Source organism: Pseudomonas sp. FSL R10-0056 (assembly GCF_009600105.1).
Classification (GTDB): domain Bacteria; phylum Pseudomonadota; class Gammaproteobacteria; order Pseudomonadales; family Pseudomonadaceae; genus Aquipseudomonas; species Aquipseudomonas bubulae.
In genome coordinates this window covers 1-19,536 of sequence record NZ_WIWL01000168.1, presented here as the reverse complement: position 1 = coordinate 19,536, position 19,536 = coordinate 1, and the positions used below count along the sequence as shown (strand labels likewise).

Here is a 19,536-nt window from a genome sequence, read left to right as displayed (position 1 = left end):
AGGACCACCCCATGCACGCTGCACGGCTGGACATGGCCCATCGCGCCATTGAACAAACATTGCCCGAACGCGGCAACGACTATCGCCTCGCCTATCACCTGGCCCCGGCAGCCGGGTGGATGAACGACCCTAACGGCCTGGTGTTCTTTCGCGGCCAATACCACATGTTTTATCAGCATCATCCTTTTTCTGCACAATGGGGCCCCATGCACTGGGGGCACGCCAGCAGCGACGACCTGGTGCATTGGCAGCATTTGCCCATCGCCCTGGCACCGGGTGACAGTTATGACCGTGATGGCTGCTTCTCAGGCTCGGCAGTGGTACTCGATGACACCCTGTACCTGATCTATACCGGTCACATCTGGTTGCAAGAGCCGGGTGATGACCAGCACATCCGTCAGGTCCAGTGCCTGGCCAGCAGCACCGATGGCATTACCTTTATCAAGCACGGGCCGGTCATCGACACACCGCCTGACCCGGCCATCATGCATGTTCGTGACCCAAAGGTGTGGCAGCGCCACGGGGCCTGGTGGATGGCGCTGGGGGCACGCCTTGGGGATGACCCGCAGTTGCTGCTCTATCGTTCAGATGACCTGTTGCACTGGGACTTTCTGGGCTGTGCGCTGCAGGGGCAACGTGAACTTGATGGGTATATGTGGGAGTGCCCGGATATTTTCGAGCTGGAGGGGCGCGATGTGTTGCTGTACTCGCCCCAGGGCTTGAAGCCCTGCGGATATGACAATTGGAACCTGTATCAGAACAGCTACCGCATGGGGCAACTGGACGACAAGGGTGTGTTCAAACCCGGTGGGCCGCTCCATGAACTCGATCATGGCCACGATTTCTATGCTGCCCAGACCTTGCTCGCACCAGATGGCCGTCGCTTGTTATGGGCCTGGATGGACATGTGGGAAAGCCCGATGCCCAGCCAGTCCGAGCACTGGTGCGGGGCGCTGACATTACCCCGTGAAGTCAGTCGCGACGGTGCCCGGCTGCTGATGCGTCCGGCCCGCGAGCTGATTGCATTGAGGCAGGCGGGGCAGGTGCTGCAGATAGGTGCGCTGAAGTCTGCCAATCAGTTGCTGGATACCTGGGGTGCGCTGCTGGAGATTGAACTTGAGCTGGATATTGCCGCCAGCAGCGCTGAACATTTTGGTCTGGCATTGCGCTGCAGCAATGATCAGCAGGAGCGTACCTTGCTGTATTTTGATGCCATGGCCCGGCGCCTGGTGCTCGACAGGCAACATTCCGGCGCCGGGGTGAGCGGAGTTCGCAGTGTACCGATCGCGGCAGGGCAGACACGCATTGGCCTGCGAATTTTTCTCGATCGTTCATCCATCGAAGTGTTCGTCGACGATGGCGCCTGGAGCCTGAGCAGCCGAATTTACCCAAAGACTGACAGCCTTGCGCTGCGGGCTTATGCCGTCAATGGCACAGGCCATTTTGGCACAGGCCATTTTGGCAAGGCCCTGGTGTGGGGGCTGGCGGATCTGAAGCTATGAAGTCAGGCCTTTTGGCGCAGGGCGCGCCGTCCTTGCTCATGCTGTTCTGACGCTATCAGGCATGACATCATGCCCGGTCAGACACGTATGGCGCGTACCCATGGCTTCAGTAAAAGATGTTGCACGGCTGGCGGGGGTTTCCCTGATGACCGTTTCCAGGGCCCTCAACACCCCGGGAAAGTTGAATCAGGAGACCCTGGCCAAAGTGCTGCAGGCCGTCGAGACCCTGGGTTATGTGCCCAGTCTTTCTGCGCGCAAGACCCGCGGCGGCCACTCCAGTGGCAAGACCATCGGCATCTTTGCCCTGGATACGGCCACCACTCCTTTTGCCGTTGAAATGCTGCTCTCGATGGAGCGTACGTCCCGCGAGCATGGCTGGAACGTGTTTATCCTCAACGTGTTTGAAGCCCCGCCCTGCCAGAAGGCCATCGAGTTGATGCTCTCCCATCAACCGGACGGCATCATCTTCAGCGCCATGCAGCTTCGCCGGGTGGACATTCCTCAGGTACTGCGCAGCGTGCCGCTGGTTCTGGGCAATTGCGTCAGCACCGAAACCGGCATTGCTTGTTATATATCAGACGATGAAGACGGACAGTATCAGGCGGTACGCCAAGCGCTGCGACAGGGCTACCGCCGTCCGCTCTGCATAAACCTGCCGCAAAGCAGTATGGCCTGGGGGTTGCGCCAACGCGGACTGGCCCGCGCTCTGGACGAGGCCGGGATCAGTGCCGCGCAACTGCCTCAGTTCGACCTGCCCGACGATGACGGCGATCAGCACACCCTTGTGGTGCTGGAGCAACAGCTGCTAGCGGGTAATGGAACTCCGCCCTTTGACCTGCTGATTTGCGGCAACGACCGGATTGCCCTGGTGGCGTATCAGTATCTGCTCAGTCGCGGCTTGCGTATTCCGCACGATGTGGCGGTACTGGGGTTTGACAATATGGTGGGGGTTGCCGAGCTGTTTTACCCACCCTTGAGCACCGTGCAGTTGCCGTATTACGAAATGGGTCGCCGCGCGGCACTGCATCTGATCGAAGGCCGGGACGACTGCGCCATCCACAAGATTGCCTGCCCGCTGGTTGAGCGCGACTCCTGCTGACCCGTTCGGTGGGTAAATCCAGGCATGGAATCTGGTAAGGCCAATTTATTAAAAAAATAATTGGTCTTGCCAATATTTTTTCCTCCGTGTAGTTTTCGAGCCGCACCCATTGTGGTCTCGCCAATACCCGGTAGCCCTTGCGCTATCGACGGAGAATAAAAAATGCTGACTGTGATCTGTAACGAACCCCGCTTGCTCACCACCCTCGAAAGCCCTGTTCCCGAGCGTCGCCCCGGTGAAACCCTGATCAGGATCAAACGCGTGGGTGTGTGCGGTACCGACTTGCACATCTTTACCGGTAACCAGCCGTATCTGGAGTACCCGCGGGTGATGGGCCACGAATTTTCCGGCATCGTCGAGGCCAGCGAAGAGGGCAGCGCCCTGGTGCCGGGCGATGTGGTCTACGTGATGCCTTACATTTCGTGTGGTACGTGCATCGCCTGTCGGCAGGGCAAGACCAACTGCTGCTCGCGCATCCAGGTGCTGGGTGTGCACTGTGACGGTGCCTTTACCGAGTACCTGAGTGTCGCCCATCAGTTCATCCACAAGGCCGTCGGGGTGACCCTGGACCAGGCCGCAATGATCGAATTCCTGTCCATTGGCGCCCATGCGGTGCGCCGTTCGAACCTTCAGGCCGGGCAACGCACGCTGGTAGTCGGTACCGGTCCGATCGGCATGGCCGCGGCGATTTTTGCCGGCTTGCGCGGAGCGCAGGTCACGGTGCTGGATACCCGTGACGACCGTCTGGATTTTTGCCGCAAACATCTGAATATTCACGCCGCGGTGAAGATTGGCGACGGCGATAAAGATGCGCTCGCCGACCTTACCGATGGCGATTTTTATGATGTGGTTTTCGATGCTACCGGCAACGCCCGGGCCATGGAGCGTGGCTTTGAATTTATCGCCCACGGTGGCACCTACGTGATGATCTCGGTGGTGCGTGACACGATCACCTTCTCCGATCCCGAGTTCCACAAGCGCGAAGCCACCCTGATGGGCAGCCGCAATGCCACCGTCGAAGATTTCCGCTATGTGGAGCAATGCCTGCGCGACGGCCTGATCCCCGATCAGGCGCTCAACACCCACCGTATTCCCCTCAACGAAGTGGCCAGCCGTTTCTCCACGCTGCTGGATCCGCAGCAGGGCGTGGTCAAGGCCATTATCGAGTGCTAGGAGCGCACCCTAACCGTTGAGGAAGCAGCATGAAAATGACCAACCCTGGATTACTTGTACTGACTGGCGGTGATGATGTGGCGGTGGCGCGCGGCGACATTGCCAAGGGTCAGCAACTGTTTGCCGATGGCCTGAGCGTGACTGCGCTGGCCGATATCCCTGCGGGGCACAAAATCGCCCTGCGTGCCGTTGCCCAAGGGCAGTTGGTGCGCAAATACGGGCAGTCCATCGGCCAGGCGAGTACAGCCCTGCACCCTGGTGATCATGTTCACGTGCACAACCTGCAGATGCCGCAGACCAGCACGAACCACACGCTGGCCAACGTGTACCAACCCACCGTCCAGGATGGCGGCGGTGCCCGCTTTGCCGGGTATATCCGTGCAGACGGGCGTGTCGGTACGCGCAACTACATCGGGGTGATTTCCAGCGTCAACTGCTCGGCAACCGTATGCAAGCAGATTGCCGCGGCATTTGATGCGGGCTACCTGCGCGACTATCCCAATGTGGACGGCGTAGTGGCAATCACCCATGACAGCGGCTGCGGTATGGGCGCCAAGGGCGAGGGCATCGAGATTCTCAAGCGCACCCTGCGTGGCTATGCCGATCATGTCAATTTCGCCGGTGTACTGGTGATCGGCCTGGGTTGTGAAGTCAATCAACTGGCCCCGCTCATGGAACAATTGGCCGAGCGCAACGCGGTGCTCAAAGCAGGCCTGGTGATCCAGGACGCCGGCGGTACCCGCGAAACGGTGCAACGCGGCAAAGAGCTGGTCAACGCCATGCTCGATCAGGTCAACAGCCAGCAACGCAGCAGCGTGTCGGCCAGCCACCTCACCGTAGGCCTGCAATGCGGTGGCTCGGACGGTTATTCGGGGATTACCGCCAACCCGGCGCTGGGTGCGGCGGTCGACCTGTTGGTGCGCCACGGCGGTACCGCCATTCTCTCCGAAACACCGGAGATCTATGGGGCAGAGCATCTGCTGACGGCCCGCGCAGCGTCAGCGCAGATTGCCGACAAACTGATGGGCCGTATCCACTGGTGGGAGGCCTATGTACGCCAGCATGACGGCGACATGAACAACAACCCTTCACCGGGCAACAAGGCCGGAGGCATAACCACCATCCTCGAGAAGTCCCTGGGTGCAGTGGCCAAGGCGGGGTCTACCGGCTTGATGGCGGTCTATGAATATGGCGAGACAGTCCAGCGAAAAGGTCTGGTGTTTATGGACACGCCCGGCTATGACCCGGTGTCTGCCACTGGCCAGGTGGCGGGTGGTGCGAATCTGATCTGCTTTACCACTGGTCGTGGTTCTACCTATGGCTGTAAACCGACGCCATCGCTGAAAGTTGCCACTAATACCCGCCTGTTTGAGCGCATGGCGCTGGACATGGATTTCAATGCCGGAACGATTGTCGATGGCGAGGAATCGGTGATCGAGGCGGGCGCACGCCTGTTCGCACTGATGCTCACAACCGCGTCAGGCGGCAAAACCTGCAGCGAGGAAAACGGTCTTGGCGACAACGAATTTGTGCCCTGGCAAATTGGCGCGGTGATGTAACACCCACACGTCCAAGGGCTGGCTCCAAGCTTTGTGCAGCGCACCCGGGCCTGTGTGGTAGCCTTTGGCATCATTTTTTGGACGCTACCTCGATGGTCTCCACCTTTGCTCCTTCAGAGCGCAAGCTCTATCAGAAAATCGCCGACCGATTGCGCGACTACATCGTCCAGGGTGACTTCAAGGTGGGCTCGCGCCTGCCTCCCGAGCGCGATTTGACCCAGTTGCTGGGCGTCTCGCGCCCGTCGTTGCGCGAGGCCCTGATTGCCCTGGAAATCGAAGGCAGCATCGAGATCAGAATGGGCTCGGGGGTCTATGTGGCTGCCCGACCGAGCGAAGGCGGCGCCCGTACCGGCACTCATGGCGAGAGCCCGACTGAACTGATGCAGGCCCGCGCGCTGATCGAGGGCGAAGCGGTGGTGCTGGCCTGCATGCACGGGAAAAAGAGCGACTACCGTTACCTGAAGGAGTGCATTGATGCCATGCGCGCGAGCATCGAAGCGAACCGTCCGCCGCTGGAAGACGACCGAAAGTTTCATCATCGCCTGGCAAAGATGACCGGCAATGGTGCGTTGGTGCGCATCATTACTGCGCTGTTCGATGAGCGTCACAGCCCGATTTCTGCGCAGTTGAGCGAGCGTTCGGAAAACCACGGCACCTGGGATGCCGCGGTGGTCGAGCACGAGGCCATTTTGCAGGCCCTGGAATGCAAGGATGTGATTGCTGCCCAGACTGCCATGCGCCAGCATTTGCTGTGTTCCCAGGCGCGCTGGCTGGGAACGCTGGAAGCCCGGACAGGGGATTAGAGACAGACCGCAAAGCCGTGTAGAACCCAGGCGCGCAGTTTTACTGAAACACCGCAAAGCTCTTCAGCGACTACAACGTCTTAGTCCGGTAATGCATAGGCAATGATGTAGTCACCCACATCAGGCGAGTGGCTCATGCCGCCCGCCGAGATCAGCACATATTGCTTGCCCGTGGCCGGCGACTTGTAGATCAACGGCGCTGCAACCGCACCCACCGGCAAACGTGCCTTCCACACTTGCTCACCAGTTTCTGCGTATTGAGATCAATCGCACTCATGCTGCCGAACGTTCGGATGTTTTTTGGGAGAAATCCTCAGGCCTGAGAAACATTGTTGGTAAAGCAGCAATAATCCGGTGTGGCTACAAGGCTATCGACGAACATGAAATTTCGTCCGAGTGCGCAATCGGCCACAGAAAATATCCTCTGCAGGCCTTAATCTTGACGTTTTTGTCGTGTACGCGGATTGCTCATGTCTTCAGTTGTCGATGGTTTGCCCAGTAACAAACGCCTGCCTGCCGTGATCGCGATCTCCCTGGGGATTGGCATGGCGACCCTCGATACCGCCATCATCAACACCGCCTTGCCAACCCTGGCCGAAGGCATCGGCACTGACTCCGCCTCGGTCATCTGGGTAGTCAACGCTTACCAACTGGCGACCATTGCCGCGGTGTTGCCGTTTGCTTCCCTCAGTGACGTGTTGGGCCATCGCCGGGTTTTTCTCGGCGGCCTGCTGGTGTTTATCCTGGCCTCCCTGTTCTGCGGCCTGGCGTGGTCGCTGCCCACGCTGACTGCCGCGCGGGTGGTGCAAGGGCTGGGCGCTGCGGCGATCATGAGTGTGAATATCGCGTTGTTGCGCCACATCTATCCGGCAAAAATTCTGGGCAGGGGGCTGGGCTATAACTCGCTGGTGGTGGGGCTGGCTTTCACTCTGGGGCCAACGGCTGCATCGGCCATCCTGTCGGTGACGACCTGGCATTGGCTGTACCTGATCAATGTACCGTTGGGACTGCTGGCCGTTGTACTGGGCTTGCGCTCGCTGCCGGAAATTCCCAGAAGCGGACACGCGTTTGACCGGCTGGCCGTGATTTTGTGTGCCGGGCTGTTTGCCTTGCTGGTGCTGGGGCTGGGTTCGGCGGTACATGGCGCCGAGGGCGATTTAAGCCTGGGGCTGATCGGCGTGGCGCTGGTGTGCGGGGTATGGCTGATGCGCCGTCAGGCTGCGCATCCGGCACCGATGCTGGCGATTGATCTGTTCAAGCGGCCACTGTTTGCCTTGTCCTCTCTGACCGCGATCTGTGCGTTCAGCGCCCAGGGGCTGGCGTTTGTTTCGTTGCCTTTTCTGTTGCAGACGGCGCTTGGCCACAGCCAGGTGGCTACCGGTTTTTTGATGACGCCGTGGCCCGCGGTGGTAGCGGTTATGGCGCTGATTGCCGGGCGTCTGGCGGACCGCGTATCGCTGGCACTGCTGTGCGGCATCGGTCTGTTGATGTTGAGCGCAGGCATGGCAGCGCTGGCGTTATTGAGCGAAGGCGCTTCGACCTTTGATATTGGCTGGCGCATGGCGTTGTGTGGCGCCGGTTTCGGGTTTTTCCAGTCGCCCAACCTCAAGGCGATCATGACCAGTGCGCCGCTGGCCCGTAGTGGTGGTGCCAGCGGCATTGTCGCCACGTCGCGGTTGCTGGGGCAGACACTGGGCGCGTCACTGGTGGCGCTGTGCTTTCACTTGTCTGCGGTCAGCGGCCCGTACCATGCATTGTGGCTGGGCTGCGCTTTTGCCCTGGCGGGTGCGTTGGCCAGTGGCCTGCGTTTGATGCAGCAGCCCGGACAGGCTTGAGGTGCGGGAGAGTCAAAAGTAGGACTCTCGCGGTGGGCTATTGATCCGGCAAGCTTTCTCAGCCGTCAGAGCGCCATGACCATTTCATGCCAGGCCATGCCGCCATGCCCGGAGGGCGATGGCTGGACGTACTGATAGTCCATGCGGGTATAGAGAGGCACATGCTGTTGTTTGCACATCAGATGGATCGAGTGCTTGCCCTGGTTGCTCATCTGCCTGACAAACTCATTCATGAGCAGCCTGGCAAAGCCCTTGCCCTGGTGTGCGGGGGCAACCACTACGGACATGATTACCACATTGGGTGCAACAGGGTCGTGGCCGATCAGCTCCTTGAAAGCCTCATCCGACATCACGACGTTGTAGGCACAGCCGCTATTGATAAACCCGACGATTTCCCCAGCCTGCTCAAGCACAAGAAACCCTTGGGGATACTGGGCGATTCGCGTTCGGATCTTCTCCAGGGTGGCTGCTTCATCGCCTTCATAGGCCGAAACCTCGATCTGATAGCAGGATTCGGCATCCTGGGGCGTTGCCTGCCTGAAGAGGGGCTCGGGCATGACCATGGCTTAATCCCCAGTGGTTGTTGTGGTGTCCTGCTCCGATTGCTCGGCCAGCTTCAGGCGGTCAGCCTTGCTGATGTACGGGTTCTTGTTCTTCGGGGCCAGCTTGGCGTTGGCCTTCTTGGCATTGGCCTTCAATATCTGGTTGATTTTTTTACGACGGTTCATGGTTGCTGCTCGGTGTGTGGGGCGTAGGGCAGCGATTTTACAGGGGTTATGCAGCGCTCTGAGTATTATTGTCTGAAAATTTGTTCAATGGCCGCAATTGGGTATGCGTAACGCAAGCGTGGGCTCGCGTGACTATAAATAACTCATCGTAAAGGTCATGGACGTATTGGCGGTGCCAAACCCCAGCGTTTGATCTTCGAGGTGAATATAGGCGGCGCTCAGCGGGATCTTGAAGTTGCCGCCCTGTACATCGTAAGCGCTGAACACATGCGCCTTGTCCAGAGCCAACGGGGTGCCATCACCATCCATTATCCGTAGCCCGACGCCCTTGGCGCCGGACGCGCCGTCCAGCGCAACCAGGCCATTTTCCCTGTCGATAACGGGGGTATTGGCTTGCAGCGAATAGGTCACCTTGTCGATGCCTTGGGGGCATGCATTGAGGGCAATATCGAAGTTTACGGGGTGTGTCTGGCCTCGACTGCCTGTGACTTCACTGGCCACATAATCGCCCATATTCACTGAGACATCGGGGGTTTTGCAGGATGATGCGGAGATGATCAGGCTGCCGGTCATGGTTACGTTATGAGTGACCAGTGTCCCGTAATTGATCGTACCGACTGTAAAAGGACCTATAACCGAGCCGTGTTTGATGGTGCCGATTTTCACAAATCGGTAAATAAACCTCACCCCGTAAGCACCCCCTACGTTTGTCGGACGGTGGGTTCTGTCGCCAAACACATTGATTGTGTATTTGGGGTCATCGTAGGAACTGAACATCTGCAGTGCAATGCCGCTGTTTTTTATCGGGAATATATACCCGCTCGCCGGCGCCGGCCCTAATGCAGGATTTGGAATCAGGCCGATGGGCGTAATGCTGTCACACGTTATATTGTTGGTTTCACGCGCTATATAAGAGCTTTCATAGACCGTACGGTCATGTTCCAGGTCGGCAGGGATACTGATAATACCAGGGCCTTTGAGAAGAACTTCAGCTGCTGTGAGGGGGTTGTTTCCGCGATTGAAATGGCAGTCAGCGAATGAGTCTGTGTACCCGAAGAGTAAAAGCAGGGCCAGTAACGGCAAGAGCTTTACATGACTTGTTTTTTGTATTGCACCTGAGAGGATGCGTGTTGTTGCGTGTGTATGGATATATGTTTGTCTGCGCTGCACAGTAGCTCCAGGGTAGTTCATTCAGATCGCAGGATGCGAGTTATAAATAGCTGATCGTAAACGTCAGGGATGTATTGGCGGTACCAAATCCCAATGTTTGGTTGTCAAGTTGAATATAGGCGGCACTCAGCGGGATTTTGAAGTTGCCCCCTCGAACATCATAAGCGCTGAAATCATGGGCTTTGTCCAAAGCCAGAGGTGTTCCATCGCCGCCCATTATTCGCAGCCCGATGCCTTTGGCGCCGGACGCACCATCCAGTGCGACGAGGCCAGTTTCCCTGTCGATAACAGGCGTGTTGGCTTGCAGCGAGTAAGTCACTTTGTTGATACCGTCGGGGCATTCATTGAGCGCAATATCAAAGCTTACGGGTTGGGTCTGGCCTCGGCTGCTCGTCACTTCACTGGCCACGTAATAACCCATGTTCACTGAAACATCGGGGCTTTTGCAGGATGATGCGGAGATAATCAGGCTGCCGGTCATGGTCACGTTGTGAGTGACCAACGTTCCGTAATTTATCGTCCCGACCGTGAAAGGGCCGATTACCGTGCCATGCTTGATGGTGCCGATTTTTACAAACCTGTAAATAAACCCTGTCCCGTAAACGCCCCATGAGTTTGTCCGGTACACGGTTCTGTCGCCAAACACATTGATTGTGTAATCGGGTTCTGCATAGTTATTGAATATCTGCAGAGCAACGCCGCTGTCGTTAATCGGGAATAGATACCCGCTCGCCGGCACCGGCCCTAACGCAGGATTTGGGATCAGGCCGATGGGCGTAACGTTGTTACAGCTAATACCGTTGGTGCCGCGTGCTATATAAAAGCCTTCATATATCGTACGGTTGTTTTCAAGGTCGGTGGGTATGCTGATAACGCCGGGGCCTTTTAGCAGAACCTCAGACGGCGTGAGGGGATTTCTACCTTCATTAAAACGACAGTCTGCGAATGCGTCCGTGTGGGTAATGAGTAAAAGCAGGGCAAGTAACGGCAGGAGCTTTATAGGTTTTATGTGTGTGTTGTACATAAGCGTGCCTTTTCCAGTTTGAGAATCAACGCCCCTCGGTGCCGGGCAAGCAAATCAGCTTGAAGCGTTCGTAGTTCACCTTTTCCTGCTTTGGTGCCAGTGCATAGGCCGCCTGGCATTGCTTGCCTTGCCATTTGATGGTCAGCGTGGCGCTGTCGTCCTCGACCATGGCCAGGGCTTTGCCCGTAGGGTCGGAAATCGCCAGTTGCACACCCTTGGCGTCTTCCACCGAGGCACCGAACGGGATTGAGCGGTTTTGTGCATCGACCAGTTCAAACTGAATCCGCCGGCCCTTGCGGCCCTCGAAGCGTGCCACCACCACCGCGCCTCGGCGCGGCACCAGTTGTTGGGTGGCGCTATCAAGTTCAACGTCACCGCCCAGGTTACGGGTGTCCAGGCTCAACCAGTTCACCCGGTATGGCTGGGTGTTGGGAATAACGGCGTAACCGTTGTTGCCGGTCGTGACCCCCGAGTGCGTGCTGATCTCGACGCCGGATATTCCCGCGACTTCGACCAGGGCGAAGGTTTCACCTACGGTTTGCCCAAGGTTGACCCCGCCGCCGTGGGCGATTACCGAGCCGGAGACGTTCACGTTTTGGGAGTCAAAGCCCCTGCCTTTGCTGTAGCCGACACTGATGTCGGCTATCGATGTGCGGGTGTTCACACTGAGAGAGCCGGATTCACCACCCTGACTGCTGTCACCGGCCTGGACTGAGTAAAACGAATCACTGTTGTCCGACAGATAACCACTGACCCCTAATTGTGTGCTGTTGCCGCTGCGGTCACTTGTGGTGGACACAAAGGCCCGTGGCGACCGGGGGCGAGAGCCCAGCGGGAAAGAGACCGAGAGGTTGACCTGATTGTCCGTGTTCGACACGCCGCGTTCATCAATATCCAGGCTCCTGCTCGCACTCAGGCTGTAGTTGAGTTCGCCCCAGTTGTTGCTGTAACCCGCAGAGAAAGTGCGTGAGCCACCCCGGTTCCAATAGCGCTGGTCGGTGCCGTTGATATAGAGCGAACCATATTGTCGTGTCCCACCCAGGGTCTGGTTGACGGTCAGGTCGGTGCGGGTTTTAGAGCTGCCACTGCGCGGCCTGATGCCCTCACTGATGTCTTCAACATGATCGCTGAAGCTGCGATAGCCTTCTGTGGAGTAGCGATAGGCGGCCAGGGTGAAGCTGGTATCGGTGCCGGTGAATGTTTTTGCATAGAGCGCCCGCACGCTGTTGCCCTGGGTGGTTTTACCCTGGGCGCGGCTGGATGACTGGGTGAGATCGAATGAGACCGCGCCAAGGGAAGTGTTCTTCGCGGCTCCGAGCGAAAACGCCTGGAAATTTTCACTGGCTTGCAGGCCCGCAATACCTGTCAGGTTGCTGTTTATGCCATAGGCGGCGGTGCTGCTGACAAAGGAGGGCGATGCTGCGCCCTCGGCGTTGCTGGCGTATTGGCCAGCAGACACACTGTATTTGAGCTGCCCTTCGCGAACCATCGTGGGAAGCGCGGAAAAAGCCTGTTTGCTGATTCTGCGACGACCGTCGGCTTCGATAATCACCACCTCCAGATCACCGTTGGAACCTGTAGGGTATATATCGCTGATCTCGAACGGACCAGGCGGCACGGTAGTGGTGTAAAGAATGTAGTTGTCCTGACGAATCTCGACCACCGCATTGGAATCGGCGACACCGCGAATGATCGGCGCATAACCCCGTTCGCTGTCGGCACGCATGCCTTCATCCGAGGCCAGTTTTACCCCGCGATAACGCACGCTGTTGAACAGCTCGGTATCGGAGAAGATCTCCCCGGCACTGAACTGCCCCTTGAGAGCGGTAACGTCACGCTGCACGTAACTGCGATTACTCTTGAATGTGTTTGCATGACCGGTGCGGGTGCTCAGATTCGACTCGTTGCGCAGGCGCCATGCGCCCAGGTTGATGCCATTGCGCATGCTCAAGTTGTTGGAGACCTGTGTGCTGAACTCAGTGGAGCTGCGGTTGCTGTTGAACTGATAGTTGATAAACCCGGCCGGAACACCTTCGTCCCATAGTTCTGGGTCCACAAAACCACGCAAGCCTCGAGCCATTGCCAATTGCGGCACGCTGAAATAAAGCCGTAAGCGGCTGGAGTCGTAGCGCCACGTAGCTTTATCAATCATGGACGTCAGGTCATGGCAGGCTTGCGGTAACTCGGGATCAAGCAACCCCTGGTCTTGCAGCTTTTGTAGATCAACGCCAAGTTGTTGAATCAGATCAACCGTCATGCACGGCTCGACCTTGCCGTTGTGCGCGTTGGGCGCGAACTCGATATCCCTGCGACCCACCAGTACGTCATTACTGTATAAGTCGACCCGGTATTTTCCTGGTAATACACGGTGGGTGCTCAACAGTGTGTGCAGGTCCACCGAGGCTCCACCCTGGAAAAAAGTGGTGTTGTAAACTTCTTCTTGTGGCTGTGCCGGTTCTTCGCCCCAAGCCATGCTCGACAGTGTGATAGTAACGACCAAATACAGCGGGTGAATAGTGCTGATTGTAGGGGAGGCATCTGTGCGGGCGCGTTTTTCTACGCAACTATCATGCGTGTGATTATTGGAGAAAAACATATGGATAGCCTATGTCGTCAATATGACGTATGCCGTCATAAAGTGTGCGAATAATAAAGCTCGAGGCATAGCCGTTGGGGCAGGTGATTTATTGTTGATCTTGGACTTCTGCTGGGGTTGCCGAACTCATTGACTGGAAGTTCACGGTTGTTTCAAATTTCTGCAGGGCGCCATAATCATTGATGCTTGCAAATCGCAATGAAGGCGATAAAGACAGGGGCGCAGCTTTTAACTTGAACGTTCTGTCCTCGCCAGGAGCGATCATGGTGGCGCCGATAATCAATTCGGCTTTATCGCTCTTGCCCACTTCAAGGTCAGCTAATTACACATGGTAATGGCCAGGATTATTGACCTTTAGAAGGGTTTGCCCGCCCTCGTTTTGCAGTTTCCATTTTAGTTGCGCAGGCGCTTTGGCTGCTTCGCCAGGTAAATCCGCTGGCCGAAAAAAAATTTTGACCCGTTGACGCACGGCTAATTGCAATATGTTGGCGTCGCTTGCACTGGCTTGCGGTATTTCCTGAACGTTGAGCCATACGACCGATTCTTTGTCGATCGGCATGCCTCCACCTTCGTAAAGAATACGCAGTAATTGTTGTTGATTGGCCGCGACACGGGCCAGCGGTGGAGTGATAGCAAATGGCAGCGATGTATTTTCAGCCAGGTCGCTATCGATCCATGACTGCACCAACACGTTTTGCCCCCCATTGCGTACCGTGATATTGGCTTCTTTGCGTGAGCCATCAAATATCACCCGTGTTGCACTTAACGAAATGCTCGCGAATGCTTCAGTGGTGACAAACAGACTGATAGCACTTAGAAAAACAGGGATTGAACGTCGCATCATAGGTGTGGCCCAAAAAATGTAAGTGGGGGAAGGGGAGGCCCGACAGCCTCCGCCCTGTATCCAGATTTATTCGTACTGAAGTACAAATGGCAGTGTTGCGTTACCTGTACCGGCAACGGCGGTTGCTGCATCACCCGTGGTGACGTAGGCAGCGGCGAATGACAAGGTGCCGTCACCACCGACGGCTTTCTCGCCGCTAAGACCGGTTGTGACCAAGGCAGTGGTGTCTGAGGTCAGGTCTATCAAAGCACCATCACTGTCAAGCAGGGCGATACCCACCCCTTTGGCCGCATCTGTGCCTTGCAGCTTCAACACTTTTTTACCTGTAACCAGGCCAGAGCCCCCGTTGAGGCTTGGTTTGAACACCATTGATACTTTGGTGCCAGCATTACAGTTGACCTTCAAGTTAAAGTCATTGGCGCTGATGCGCCCGGCGTTAGGGGCTGTATCGCTGCCCATGTCCTTGATCGATACGTTGCCCATATCAACAGAAATAACTTTGTCTTTACCGGTGCTGCCGTCAACAGAACAAGCATCATTGTTAATGAAGCCCATAAAGTTGATCTGGCCACTGCCACCTTTAACTGTAACAGGCTCTGCAAAAGTAGCGCCGGAAGCGGCGAGAGCCGACAGGCTGAGAATGGCAAGGTAGAGCTTTTTCATGTTGATATCCTTAAGGTTGTAGTGTGTTCAGCGAACTGCGGAGTCCATGTTAGGGGGGCGTTCTGCTGCTGTCTTTGAGGATTGCCTTAAAATAATATTTCAGGCGGGGCACAACTTTATATATAAGCAAGGTGCCGTGCAGCCATGATCGTTTTGAGGCAAATCCTAGTGTGTATTCCAGGTGCGCTCGTTATATTGATCTATGCGTCGCAGGCGCTGTCCGATCGTCGACGTGCATTAGAACAGGCGTATCAGAAACCGCTTTTATGAATATTAAAATTATCTTTTGAAGTTTTCCTTCTGTCTGCTCCAGTCAATGCGGCGGGCAAATTGGCTGATAGGTTATGGAGCCTTGCAATGTTTAAGTCCATCAGGGTAGGTGTTCTGGATACCCATGAGATAGCCCGTTATGGCTTGTGTTTGCATCTTTTCGAACAGCCTGATATCACGGTTGTTGGTTCCTATGGACGTTGCGATATCGCTATGCGTGGTGTTTCCGAGGATGAGTTTGACTTGCTGCTGATAGGGCACTTGTCAGAGGGGAATGATACGGTTGCGCTTATCAGGGCACTCAGCATAGAACAGTCGACACTGAGAATTCTGGTTTTGCTGGATCAGCCGCATCTGCCGACAGCTGTATTGCTCATGGCATCAGGGGCTCACGGCATTATTTGCAAGACACAACCACTGGATAGCTATGTAACAGCCATTCGCAGCCTGGCCAACGGAGAGTTTTATTTCTGCTCCAGGTTGATTTTGCAAGCGACCTTCGACATGCCGGTCGGTACCCATGCAGGTGATGGAAGTGCAACGCGGGTGTGCCTGTTGGATCGCGTAATGTTGACGTCACAAGAGCGAGAAGTGCTGCATTTGTGTGTGGCCGGATTGACCGACACACAAATAGCGGCGGGCTTCACAAGAAGTGTCAAAACGATCAACGCTCAGAAACGTGCAGCCTATAAAAAGCTGGGCTTGAGAAATGATCTTGATTTGTTCCGGCGTCTGCCCCTGCGTTTCTCTTGAACAGTTGTATTTCAAACGGGAAAGATGTTTTGAACACACTGCGTTTGCTGATGTTTGAGCGTCACGATTTACAGCGTGCTGTTGCAGTCAATACGTTGCTTGATATGGGGTGCATTGATGTCTTGCAAGCCTCTTGCGGGGAGGCCGCCCTGTCATTGCTGCACCTGCACGGAGGCGTTGATATCGTGTTATGTGATTTGCAGACCCTGGCAACCGATGGGTTGTGCTTTTTGAGTCAGGCACGTGAGGCAGGTTTGGTCAATGCGGTGATTATCTGCAGTTCGATACCCGATGAGCTGGTGTATACCGTGGAGCAAATCGTAAGGCTGCAGGGCTTGGAGTGGCTGGGCAATGCAGTCCGGCCACTCGTGGCAGAGGAGCTTGCCCTGTTGTTGCAAGCTTACTGTGCAAGCGGTCGAGCCAGTCAAACCGGTATTGGACAGCCCTGTGACTCGGGATCTGAACCTGATGATGAGGACATACTCGAAGGCATCGATCGGCAAGAGTTTTGTGCCTGGTTTCAGCCAAAATTCCATCTGGGCAGTGGATTGATCCAGGGTGCCGAGGTGTTGCTCAGATGGCAGCGGGCGCAGGGGGACATGTTGTCGCCGGAGGCATTTCTTCCCGCTGTCGTTCAGTTGGGGTTGCTCGATAAGGTCTTCTTCAGAGTATTTGAGCAAGGGCTGCGTTTGCAGCAGTTTATGCAGGCGGGTGGAAATGGGTTCAACCTTGCGTTCAATCTGGATACAACGCAACTGGAATGCCCGCGCTTCGTTGACCGGATCAGGCAGGTGCTGAATAAACACCATGCAGCACCGGCAAGCCTGACGTTTGAACTTACGGAAACCGGTCTTTTGCTAGCCCCCGGGAGGTGCATGGCGAGCATGTTTGGGCTGCGCATGTTGGGTTGCAACTTGTCGATGGATGACTTTGGTGTCGGCTACTCATCGCTTGAGCGGTTGTGCCAGTTGCCGTTTAACGAGGTGAAACTGGATGGCGGTTTTATCCGCGACTTTAAGCGCAATCGCTCAGTTGCAGTGATCAGGAGTGTCCTGCACTTTGCGCGGTCTTTGGATATGCAGGTGGTTGTCGAGGGGATAGAAACCGTAGCGCAATTACGCTGCCTGCAAGGCATGGGTTGCCAGTTGGGGCAGGGGTATTTGTATGCCCGACCAATGAGCGAGGCAGAGTTGATGACCTGGACCTTTTCAGGCGATCCGTCGATATGGCGCGCAGCTTTGCACCCTGCGGGGTGAAATATTTTTACGCCGAACCCTCTCAGCGGCTGATTTTGAGGCAATCCCTATATGCATTGTCTTGTGCATCGTTCAGACTTTTCCTATGTTTTTAATGATTAAAACGTGAGCGATCCGGAGACAAAGAATGCAGTTTTCTGTTGTCACACCCTTACGTGTTGCCGTGCTGGATGATCATTCTCTTATTCGACTGGCCTTGAACTCGCGGCTGAGCCGGGAGACTGACCTGGCGGTGGTCGGCGTGTACAGCGCAAGCGCCGAGTTGATTTCGGCCCTGCGGGTGCAGACGATTGATCTATTGGTACTGGACTATCAATTGCATGATGGCGAGCTGGATGGTCTGAACCTGATTCGCTTGCTGCGAAAGCAATATCCGCAACTGCTTATCCTCATTTCTTCTTCGGCGGAGAAGCCTGCAATAGTCAAGCTAGCCATTGGCGCAGGCGCGAATGGTTTCTTGGGGAAGTCTCAACCGGTTGACGATCTCATCCTGGCCATTCGCACCGTGGCATCGGGGCAGTTGTACCTGTCGTCGATGATGGCCCATGAACTCGACAAAAAGCCGATTCCTGGCCATGAGCGCCCCTGTGACACGGGCGAAGACCCGGCTGGCGATACCTTGCTCGTCGGTAACGTTGCGCTTTCACCCAAAGAGCGTGAGGTGCTGCGGTGTTGCCTGGAGGGCATGCAGGTTTCGCAGATTGCACTCAAATTCATGCGCAGCCCTAAAACCATCAGCGGGCAGAAGCAGGCGGCCTTCAGAAAGCTGGGTATACGCACCGATCTTGAATTGTTCAGGTTGCAACACAACCTCGATCAGCAGTGATTGCACCCTGGTTGATACACAACGGAGTTGTAACAGGGGTTGCGGTATCACTTGGCGCTGCCATTAAACGCGCGGTGTTAGCGATCGTTGTGATGCATTTTTTTCCATATGATTCGCTGCTTGCAGCCAACGACGAGGGGCTGCTGCGGCTGGAGGAGCGTGATTACTGCCCAGCGGCGCAAGTCTCTCTTGCCAATGATGACTGGCAGTGGCTCAGGCAAAAGCGTGCATTGGTGATTGGCGTCGCCCAACCCGATTACCCGCCTTTTGAGATGACCGCGGGTTCCCCGTTTTACGAGGGTATTACTGCAGACGTAGTGTGCTATTTGGGGCAAACACTTCATATCGATACAAAGCTTCGCCGCTTTGCTGATCGGGGCAGTGCGTTGGCCGCACTCGAACGTGGCGAAATTGATCTGTTGGGCAGCTCCAGCGCTCTTGAGGTACTTGGCAATAATGCGCTACTCAGTAAACCTTATGTGCAAGACCAGCCAGCCCTATTTGTCCGTTACGCAGATCAGCAACCGTTGCCGTCCAACCTGGCAGGAAAGCGCATAGCGGTAGCTGCGGACTATCTCCCCTACAGCCAGCTTGCAATACGGTATCCCGATGCCCGGTTTATTGCTTACGCATCACGTAACCTGGCTTTGGCTGCGCTCGCGTTCGGCGGTCTTGATGGTTACCTGGGAGACGGGTTGTCGAGCAACTATCTGATCAACTTGAATTATTTCAACGATGTGCGTCTTGAGCGTTTTGTCGATGTGCACAGTGGCGGCTTCGCGTTCGCCATTCAGCCTGGCAACACACGGTTGAAAACGGTGCTGGACAGTGCAATCAGCGCAATGGACGAAAAGAGTCTGCAGCAGATCGTGAAACGCTGGTCCGGGGGTGGGGCCATGCTATCGGCCCGGCAAATTGACCTGTCGATCAATGAGCAACGCTGGATAGAGCGTCACCCGGTTGTGCGTTTCGTGGTTAATGATGACTTGGCGCCTTTTGCTTTCTTTGATGCCGAGGGGCGTTTTAGTGGAATGAGTTCGGAACTGCTGGAGTTGATTAACAGGCGTACGGGGGTGCAATTTGTAGCGGTTCGCACTGACAGTTTTGCCAGCCTGCTCAGCTCTCTGTCGGATAACAGCGCGGATCTGACCTTGGCTGCGCACACGGCTGAGCGTGAGAGCAGCCTGCGGTTCAGCAAGCCCTTTATGTTCAGTTCGTTTGTGATTGTCACCCGTGACGTGGCCGACCCGCCTTCAAGTCTTCAGGGTTTGCGTGGCAAGCGGGTCGCTGTGCCGATGATGGCGGCCGAGCGCAACGTGCTGGGTACCTACAAGGATATCGAAGTCTGAATCGCCCCAGGTTTCCTAGACACTCTCCAGGCTCGCTGCGTAACGCTTTTCAAACTCTACCGGTGACAGCTGATTGTTGAAACTGT

At 56.1% G+C, this 19,536-nt stretch carries 17 protein-coding genes and 1 pseudogene; 10 read left to right on the top strand and 8 right to left on the bottom strand.

Annotation, left to right across the window (positions count from 1 at the left end; all coding sequences use genetic code 11):
- The first annotated feature begins 11 nt into the window (after nt 1-11).
- The 5 genes from GHO42_RS09240 to GHO42_RS09220 all read left to right on the top strand — a co-directional run bounded on the left by GHO42_RS09240 (nt 12) and on the right by GHO42_RS09220 (nt 6,136).
- Complete coding sequence (locus tag GHO42_RS09240) at nt 12-1,502, top strand: sucrose-6-phosphate hydrolase (protein ID WP_153326229.1); 1,491 nt, start codon at nt 12-14, stop codon at nt 1,500-1,502.
- A 100-nt stretch (nt 1,503-1,602) separates the two neighbouring features.
- Nucleotides 1,603-2,601, top strand: coding sequence for a LacI family DNA-binding transcriptional regulator (locus GHO42_RS09235; RefSeq protein WP_133144566.1), 999 nt, complete (start codon nt 1,603-1,605; stop codon nt 2,599-2,601).
- A gap of 162 nt (nt 2,602-2,763) precedes the next feature.
- Nucleotides 2,764-3,774 (top strand): zinc-binding alcohol dehydrogenase family protein, encoded by a 1,011-nt coding sequence (locus tag GHO42_RS09230; protein WP_095026445.1) that lies wholly within the window; start codon nt 2,764-2,766, stop codon nt 3,772-3,774.
- A gap of 29 nt (nt 3,775-3,803) precedes the next feature.
- Complete coding sequence (locus GHO42_RS09225) at nt 3,804-5,333, top strand: UxaA family hydrolase (RefSeq protein WP_153326231.1); 1,530 nt, start codon at nt 3,804-3,806, stop codon at nt 5,331-5,333.
- A gap of 92 nt (nt 5,334-5,425) precedes the next feature.
- Nucleotides 5,426-6,136, top strand: a complete 711-nt coding sequence (locus GHO42_RS09220; protein ID WP_095019978.1) for a FadR/GntR family transcriptional regulator — start codon at nt 5,426-5,428, stop codon at nt 6,134-6,136.
- Between the two features lie 80 nt (nt 6,137-6,216).
- Here GHO42_RS09220 and GHO42_RS09215 read toward each other — a convergent pair whose 3' ends face one another.
- A complete protein-coding gene (locus GHO42_RS09215) occupies nt 6,217-6,372 on the bottom strand; it encodes a hypothetical protein (RefSeq protein WP_153326233.1) in 156 nt (51 codons plus the stop codon).
- Between the two features lie 234 nt (nt 6,373-6,606).
- On the opposite strand from GHO42_RS09215, the gene GHO42_RS09210 reads away from it, so the two are divergent.
- On the top strand, nt 6,607-7,971 hold the full coding sequence (locus GHO42_RS09210; RefSeq protein ID WP_133144568.1) for an MFS transporter: 1,365 nt from the start codon (nt 6,607-6,609) through the stop codon (nt 7,969-7,971).
- Between the two features lie 65 nt (nt 7,972-8,036).
- On the opposite strand, the gene GHO42_RS09205 is transcribed toward GHO42_RS09210, so the two are convergent.
- The 7 genes and pseudogenes from GHO42_RS09205 to GHO42_RS09175 form a co-directional block, all read right to left on the bottom strand.
- Nucleotides 8,037-8,528 carry a GNAT family N-acetyltransferase gene (locus tag GHO42_RS09205; RefSeq protein WP_323165882.1) on the bottom strand — a complete coding sequence of 164 codons (492 nt, stop codon included), beginning with the start codon at nt 8,526-8,528 and terminating at the stop codon, nt 8,037-8,039.
- Nucleotides 8,529-8,537: 9 nt separating this feature from the next.
- On the bottom strand, nt 8,538-8,699 hold the full coding sequence (locus tag GHO42_RS09200) for a DUF2986 domain-containing protein (RefSeq protein ID WP_095031598.1): 162 nt from the start codon (nt 8,697-8,699) through the stop codon (nt 8,538-8,540).
- A 132-nt stretch (nt 8,700-8,831) separates the two neighbouring features.
- Nucleotides 8,832-9,869 (bottom strand): fimbrial protein, encoded by a 1,038-nt coding sequence (locus GHO42_RS09195; protein ID WP_368668056.1) that lies wholly within the window; start codon nt 9,867-9,869, stop codon nt 8,832-8,834.
- 40 nt (nt 9,870-9,909) lie between these two features.
- Nucleotides 9,910-10,893, bottom strand: coding sequence for a fimbrial protein (locus GHO42_RS09190; protein ID WP_153326238.1), 984 nt, complete (start codon nt 10,891-10,893; stop codon nt 9,910-9,912).
- A 25-nt stretch (nt 10,894-10,918) separates the two neighbouring features.
- Nucleotides 10,919-13,366 (bottom strand): fimbria/pilus outer membrane usher protein, encoded by a 2,448-nt coding sequence (locus tag GHO42_RS09185; protein ID WP_240043212.1) that lies wholly within the window; start codon nt 13,364-13,366, stop codon nt 10,919-10,921.
- A gap of 211 nt (nt 13,367-13,577) precedes the next feature.
- Nucleotides 13,578-14,333, bottom strand: a pseudogene (locus tag GHO42_RS09180) (molecular chaperone).
- 66 nt (nt 14,334-14,399) lie between these two features.
- On the bottom strand, nt 14,400-14,996 hold the full coding sequence (locus GHO42_RS09175) for a fimbrial protein (RefSeq protein WP_095024707.1): 597 nt from the start codon (nt 14,994-14,996) through the stop codon (nt 14,400-14,402).
- A gap of 357 nt (nt 14,997-15,353) precedes the next feature.
- Between GHO42_RS09175 and GHO42_RS09170 the strand changes: the two genes are divergently transcribed.
- From GHO42_RS09170 to GHO42_RS09155, 4 genes are all read left to right on the top strand, one after another.
- Nucleotides 15,354-16,019: a response regulator transcription factor gene (locus GHO42_RS09170; protein ID WP_095024706.1), complete on the top strand. Its 666-nt coding sequence runs from the start codon at nt 15,354-15,356 to the stop codon at nt 16,017-16,019.
- Nucleotides 16,020-16,048: 29 nt separating this feature from the next.
- Nucleotides 16,049-17,275 (top strand): EAL domain-containing protein, encoded by a 1,227-nt coding sequence (locus GHO42_RS09165; RefSeq protein WP_240043213.1) that lies wholly within the window; start codon nt 16,049-16,051, stop codon nt 17,273-17,275.
- 127 nt (nt 17,276-17,402) lie between these two features.
- Nucleotides 17,403-18,101 (top strand): response regulator transcription factor, encoded by a 699-nt coding sequence (locus tag GHO42_RS09160; RefSeq protein ID WP_095000313.1) that lies wholly within the window; start codon nt 17,403-17,405, stop codon nt 18,099-18,101.
- Nucleotides 18,098-19,450 carry a transporter substrate-binding domain-containing protein gene (locus tag GHO42_RS09155; protein ID WP_368668055.1) on the top strand — a complete coding sequence of 451 codons (1,353 nt, stop codon included), beginning with the start codon at nt 18,098-18,100 and terminating at the stop codon, nt 19,448-19,450. The genes GHO42_RS09160 and GHO42_RS09155 overlap by 4 nt, the downstream gene beginning before the upstream one ends.
- Nucleotides 19,451-19,536: the final 86 nt, after the last annotated feature.

What these genes read in the sequence shown, in the direction of transcription:
- GHO42_RS09240 (WP_153326229.1), top strand. Translation starts at nt 12, where the DNA reads ATGCACGCTGCACGGCTGGACATGGCCCATCGCGCCATTGAACAAACA.
- GHO42_RS09220 (WP_095019978.1), top strand. Translation starts at nt 5,426, where the DNA reads ATGGTCTCCACCTTTGCTCCTTCAGAGCGCAAGCTCTATCAGAAAATC.
- GHO42_RS09235 (WP_133144566.1), top strand. Translation starts at nt 1,603, where the DNA reads ATGGCTTCAGTAAAAGATGTTGCACGGCTGGCGGGGGTTTCCCTGATG.
- GHO42_RS09225 (WP_153326231.1), top strand. Translation starts at nt 3,804, where the DNA reads ATGAAAATGACCAACCCTGGATTACTTGTACTGACTGGCGGTGATGAT.
- GHO42_RS09230 (WP_095026445.1), top strand. Translation starts at nt 2,764, where the DNA reads ATGCTGACTGTGATCTGTAACGAACCCCGCTTGCTCACCACCCTCGAA.
- GHO42_RS09190 (WP_153326238.1), bottom strand. Translation starts at nt 10,893, where the DNA reads ATGTACAACACACACATAAAACCTATAAAGCTCCTGCCGTTACTTGCC.
- GHO42_RS09185 (WP_240043212.1), bottom strand. Translation starts at nt 13,366, where the DNA reads ATGGCTTGGGGCGAAGAACCGGCACAGCCACAAGAAGAAGTTTACAAC.
- GHO42_RS09200 (WP_095031598.1), bottom strand. Translation starts at nt 8,699, where the DNA reads ATGAACCGTCGTAAAAAAATCAACCAGATATTGAAGGCCAATGCCAAG.
- GHO42_RS09160 (WP_095000313.1), top strand. Translation starts at nt 17,403, where the DNA reads ATGCAGTTTTCTGTTGTCACACCCTTACGTGTTGCCGTGCTGGATGAT.
- GHO42_RS09205 (WP_323165882.1), bottom strand. Translation starts at nt 8,528, where the DNA reads ATGCCCGAGCCCCTCTTCAGGCAGGCAACGCCCCAGGATGCCGAATCC.
- GHO42_RS09210 (WP_133144568.1), top strand. Translation starts at nt 6,607, where the DNA reads ATGTCTTCAGTTGTCGATGGTTTGCCCAGTAACAAACGCCTGCCTGCC.
- GHO42_RS09170 (WP_095024706.1), top strand. Translation starts at nt 15,354, where the DNA reads ATGTTTAAGTCCATCAGGGTAGGTGTTCTGGATACCCATGAGATAGCC.
- GHO42_RS09175 (WP_095024707.1), bottom strand. Translation starts at nt 14,996, where the DNA reads ATGAAAAAGCTCTACCTTGCCATTCTCAGCCTGTCGGCTCTCGCCGCT.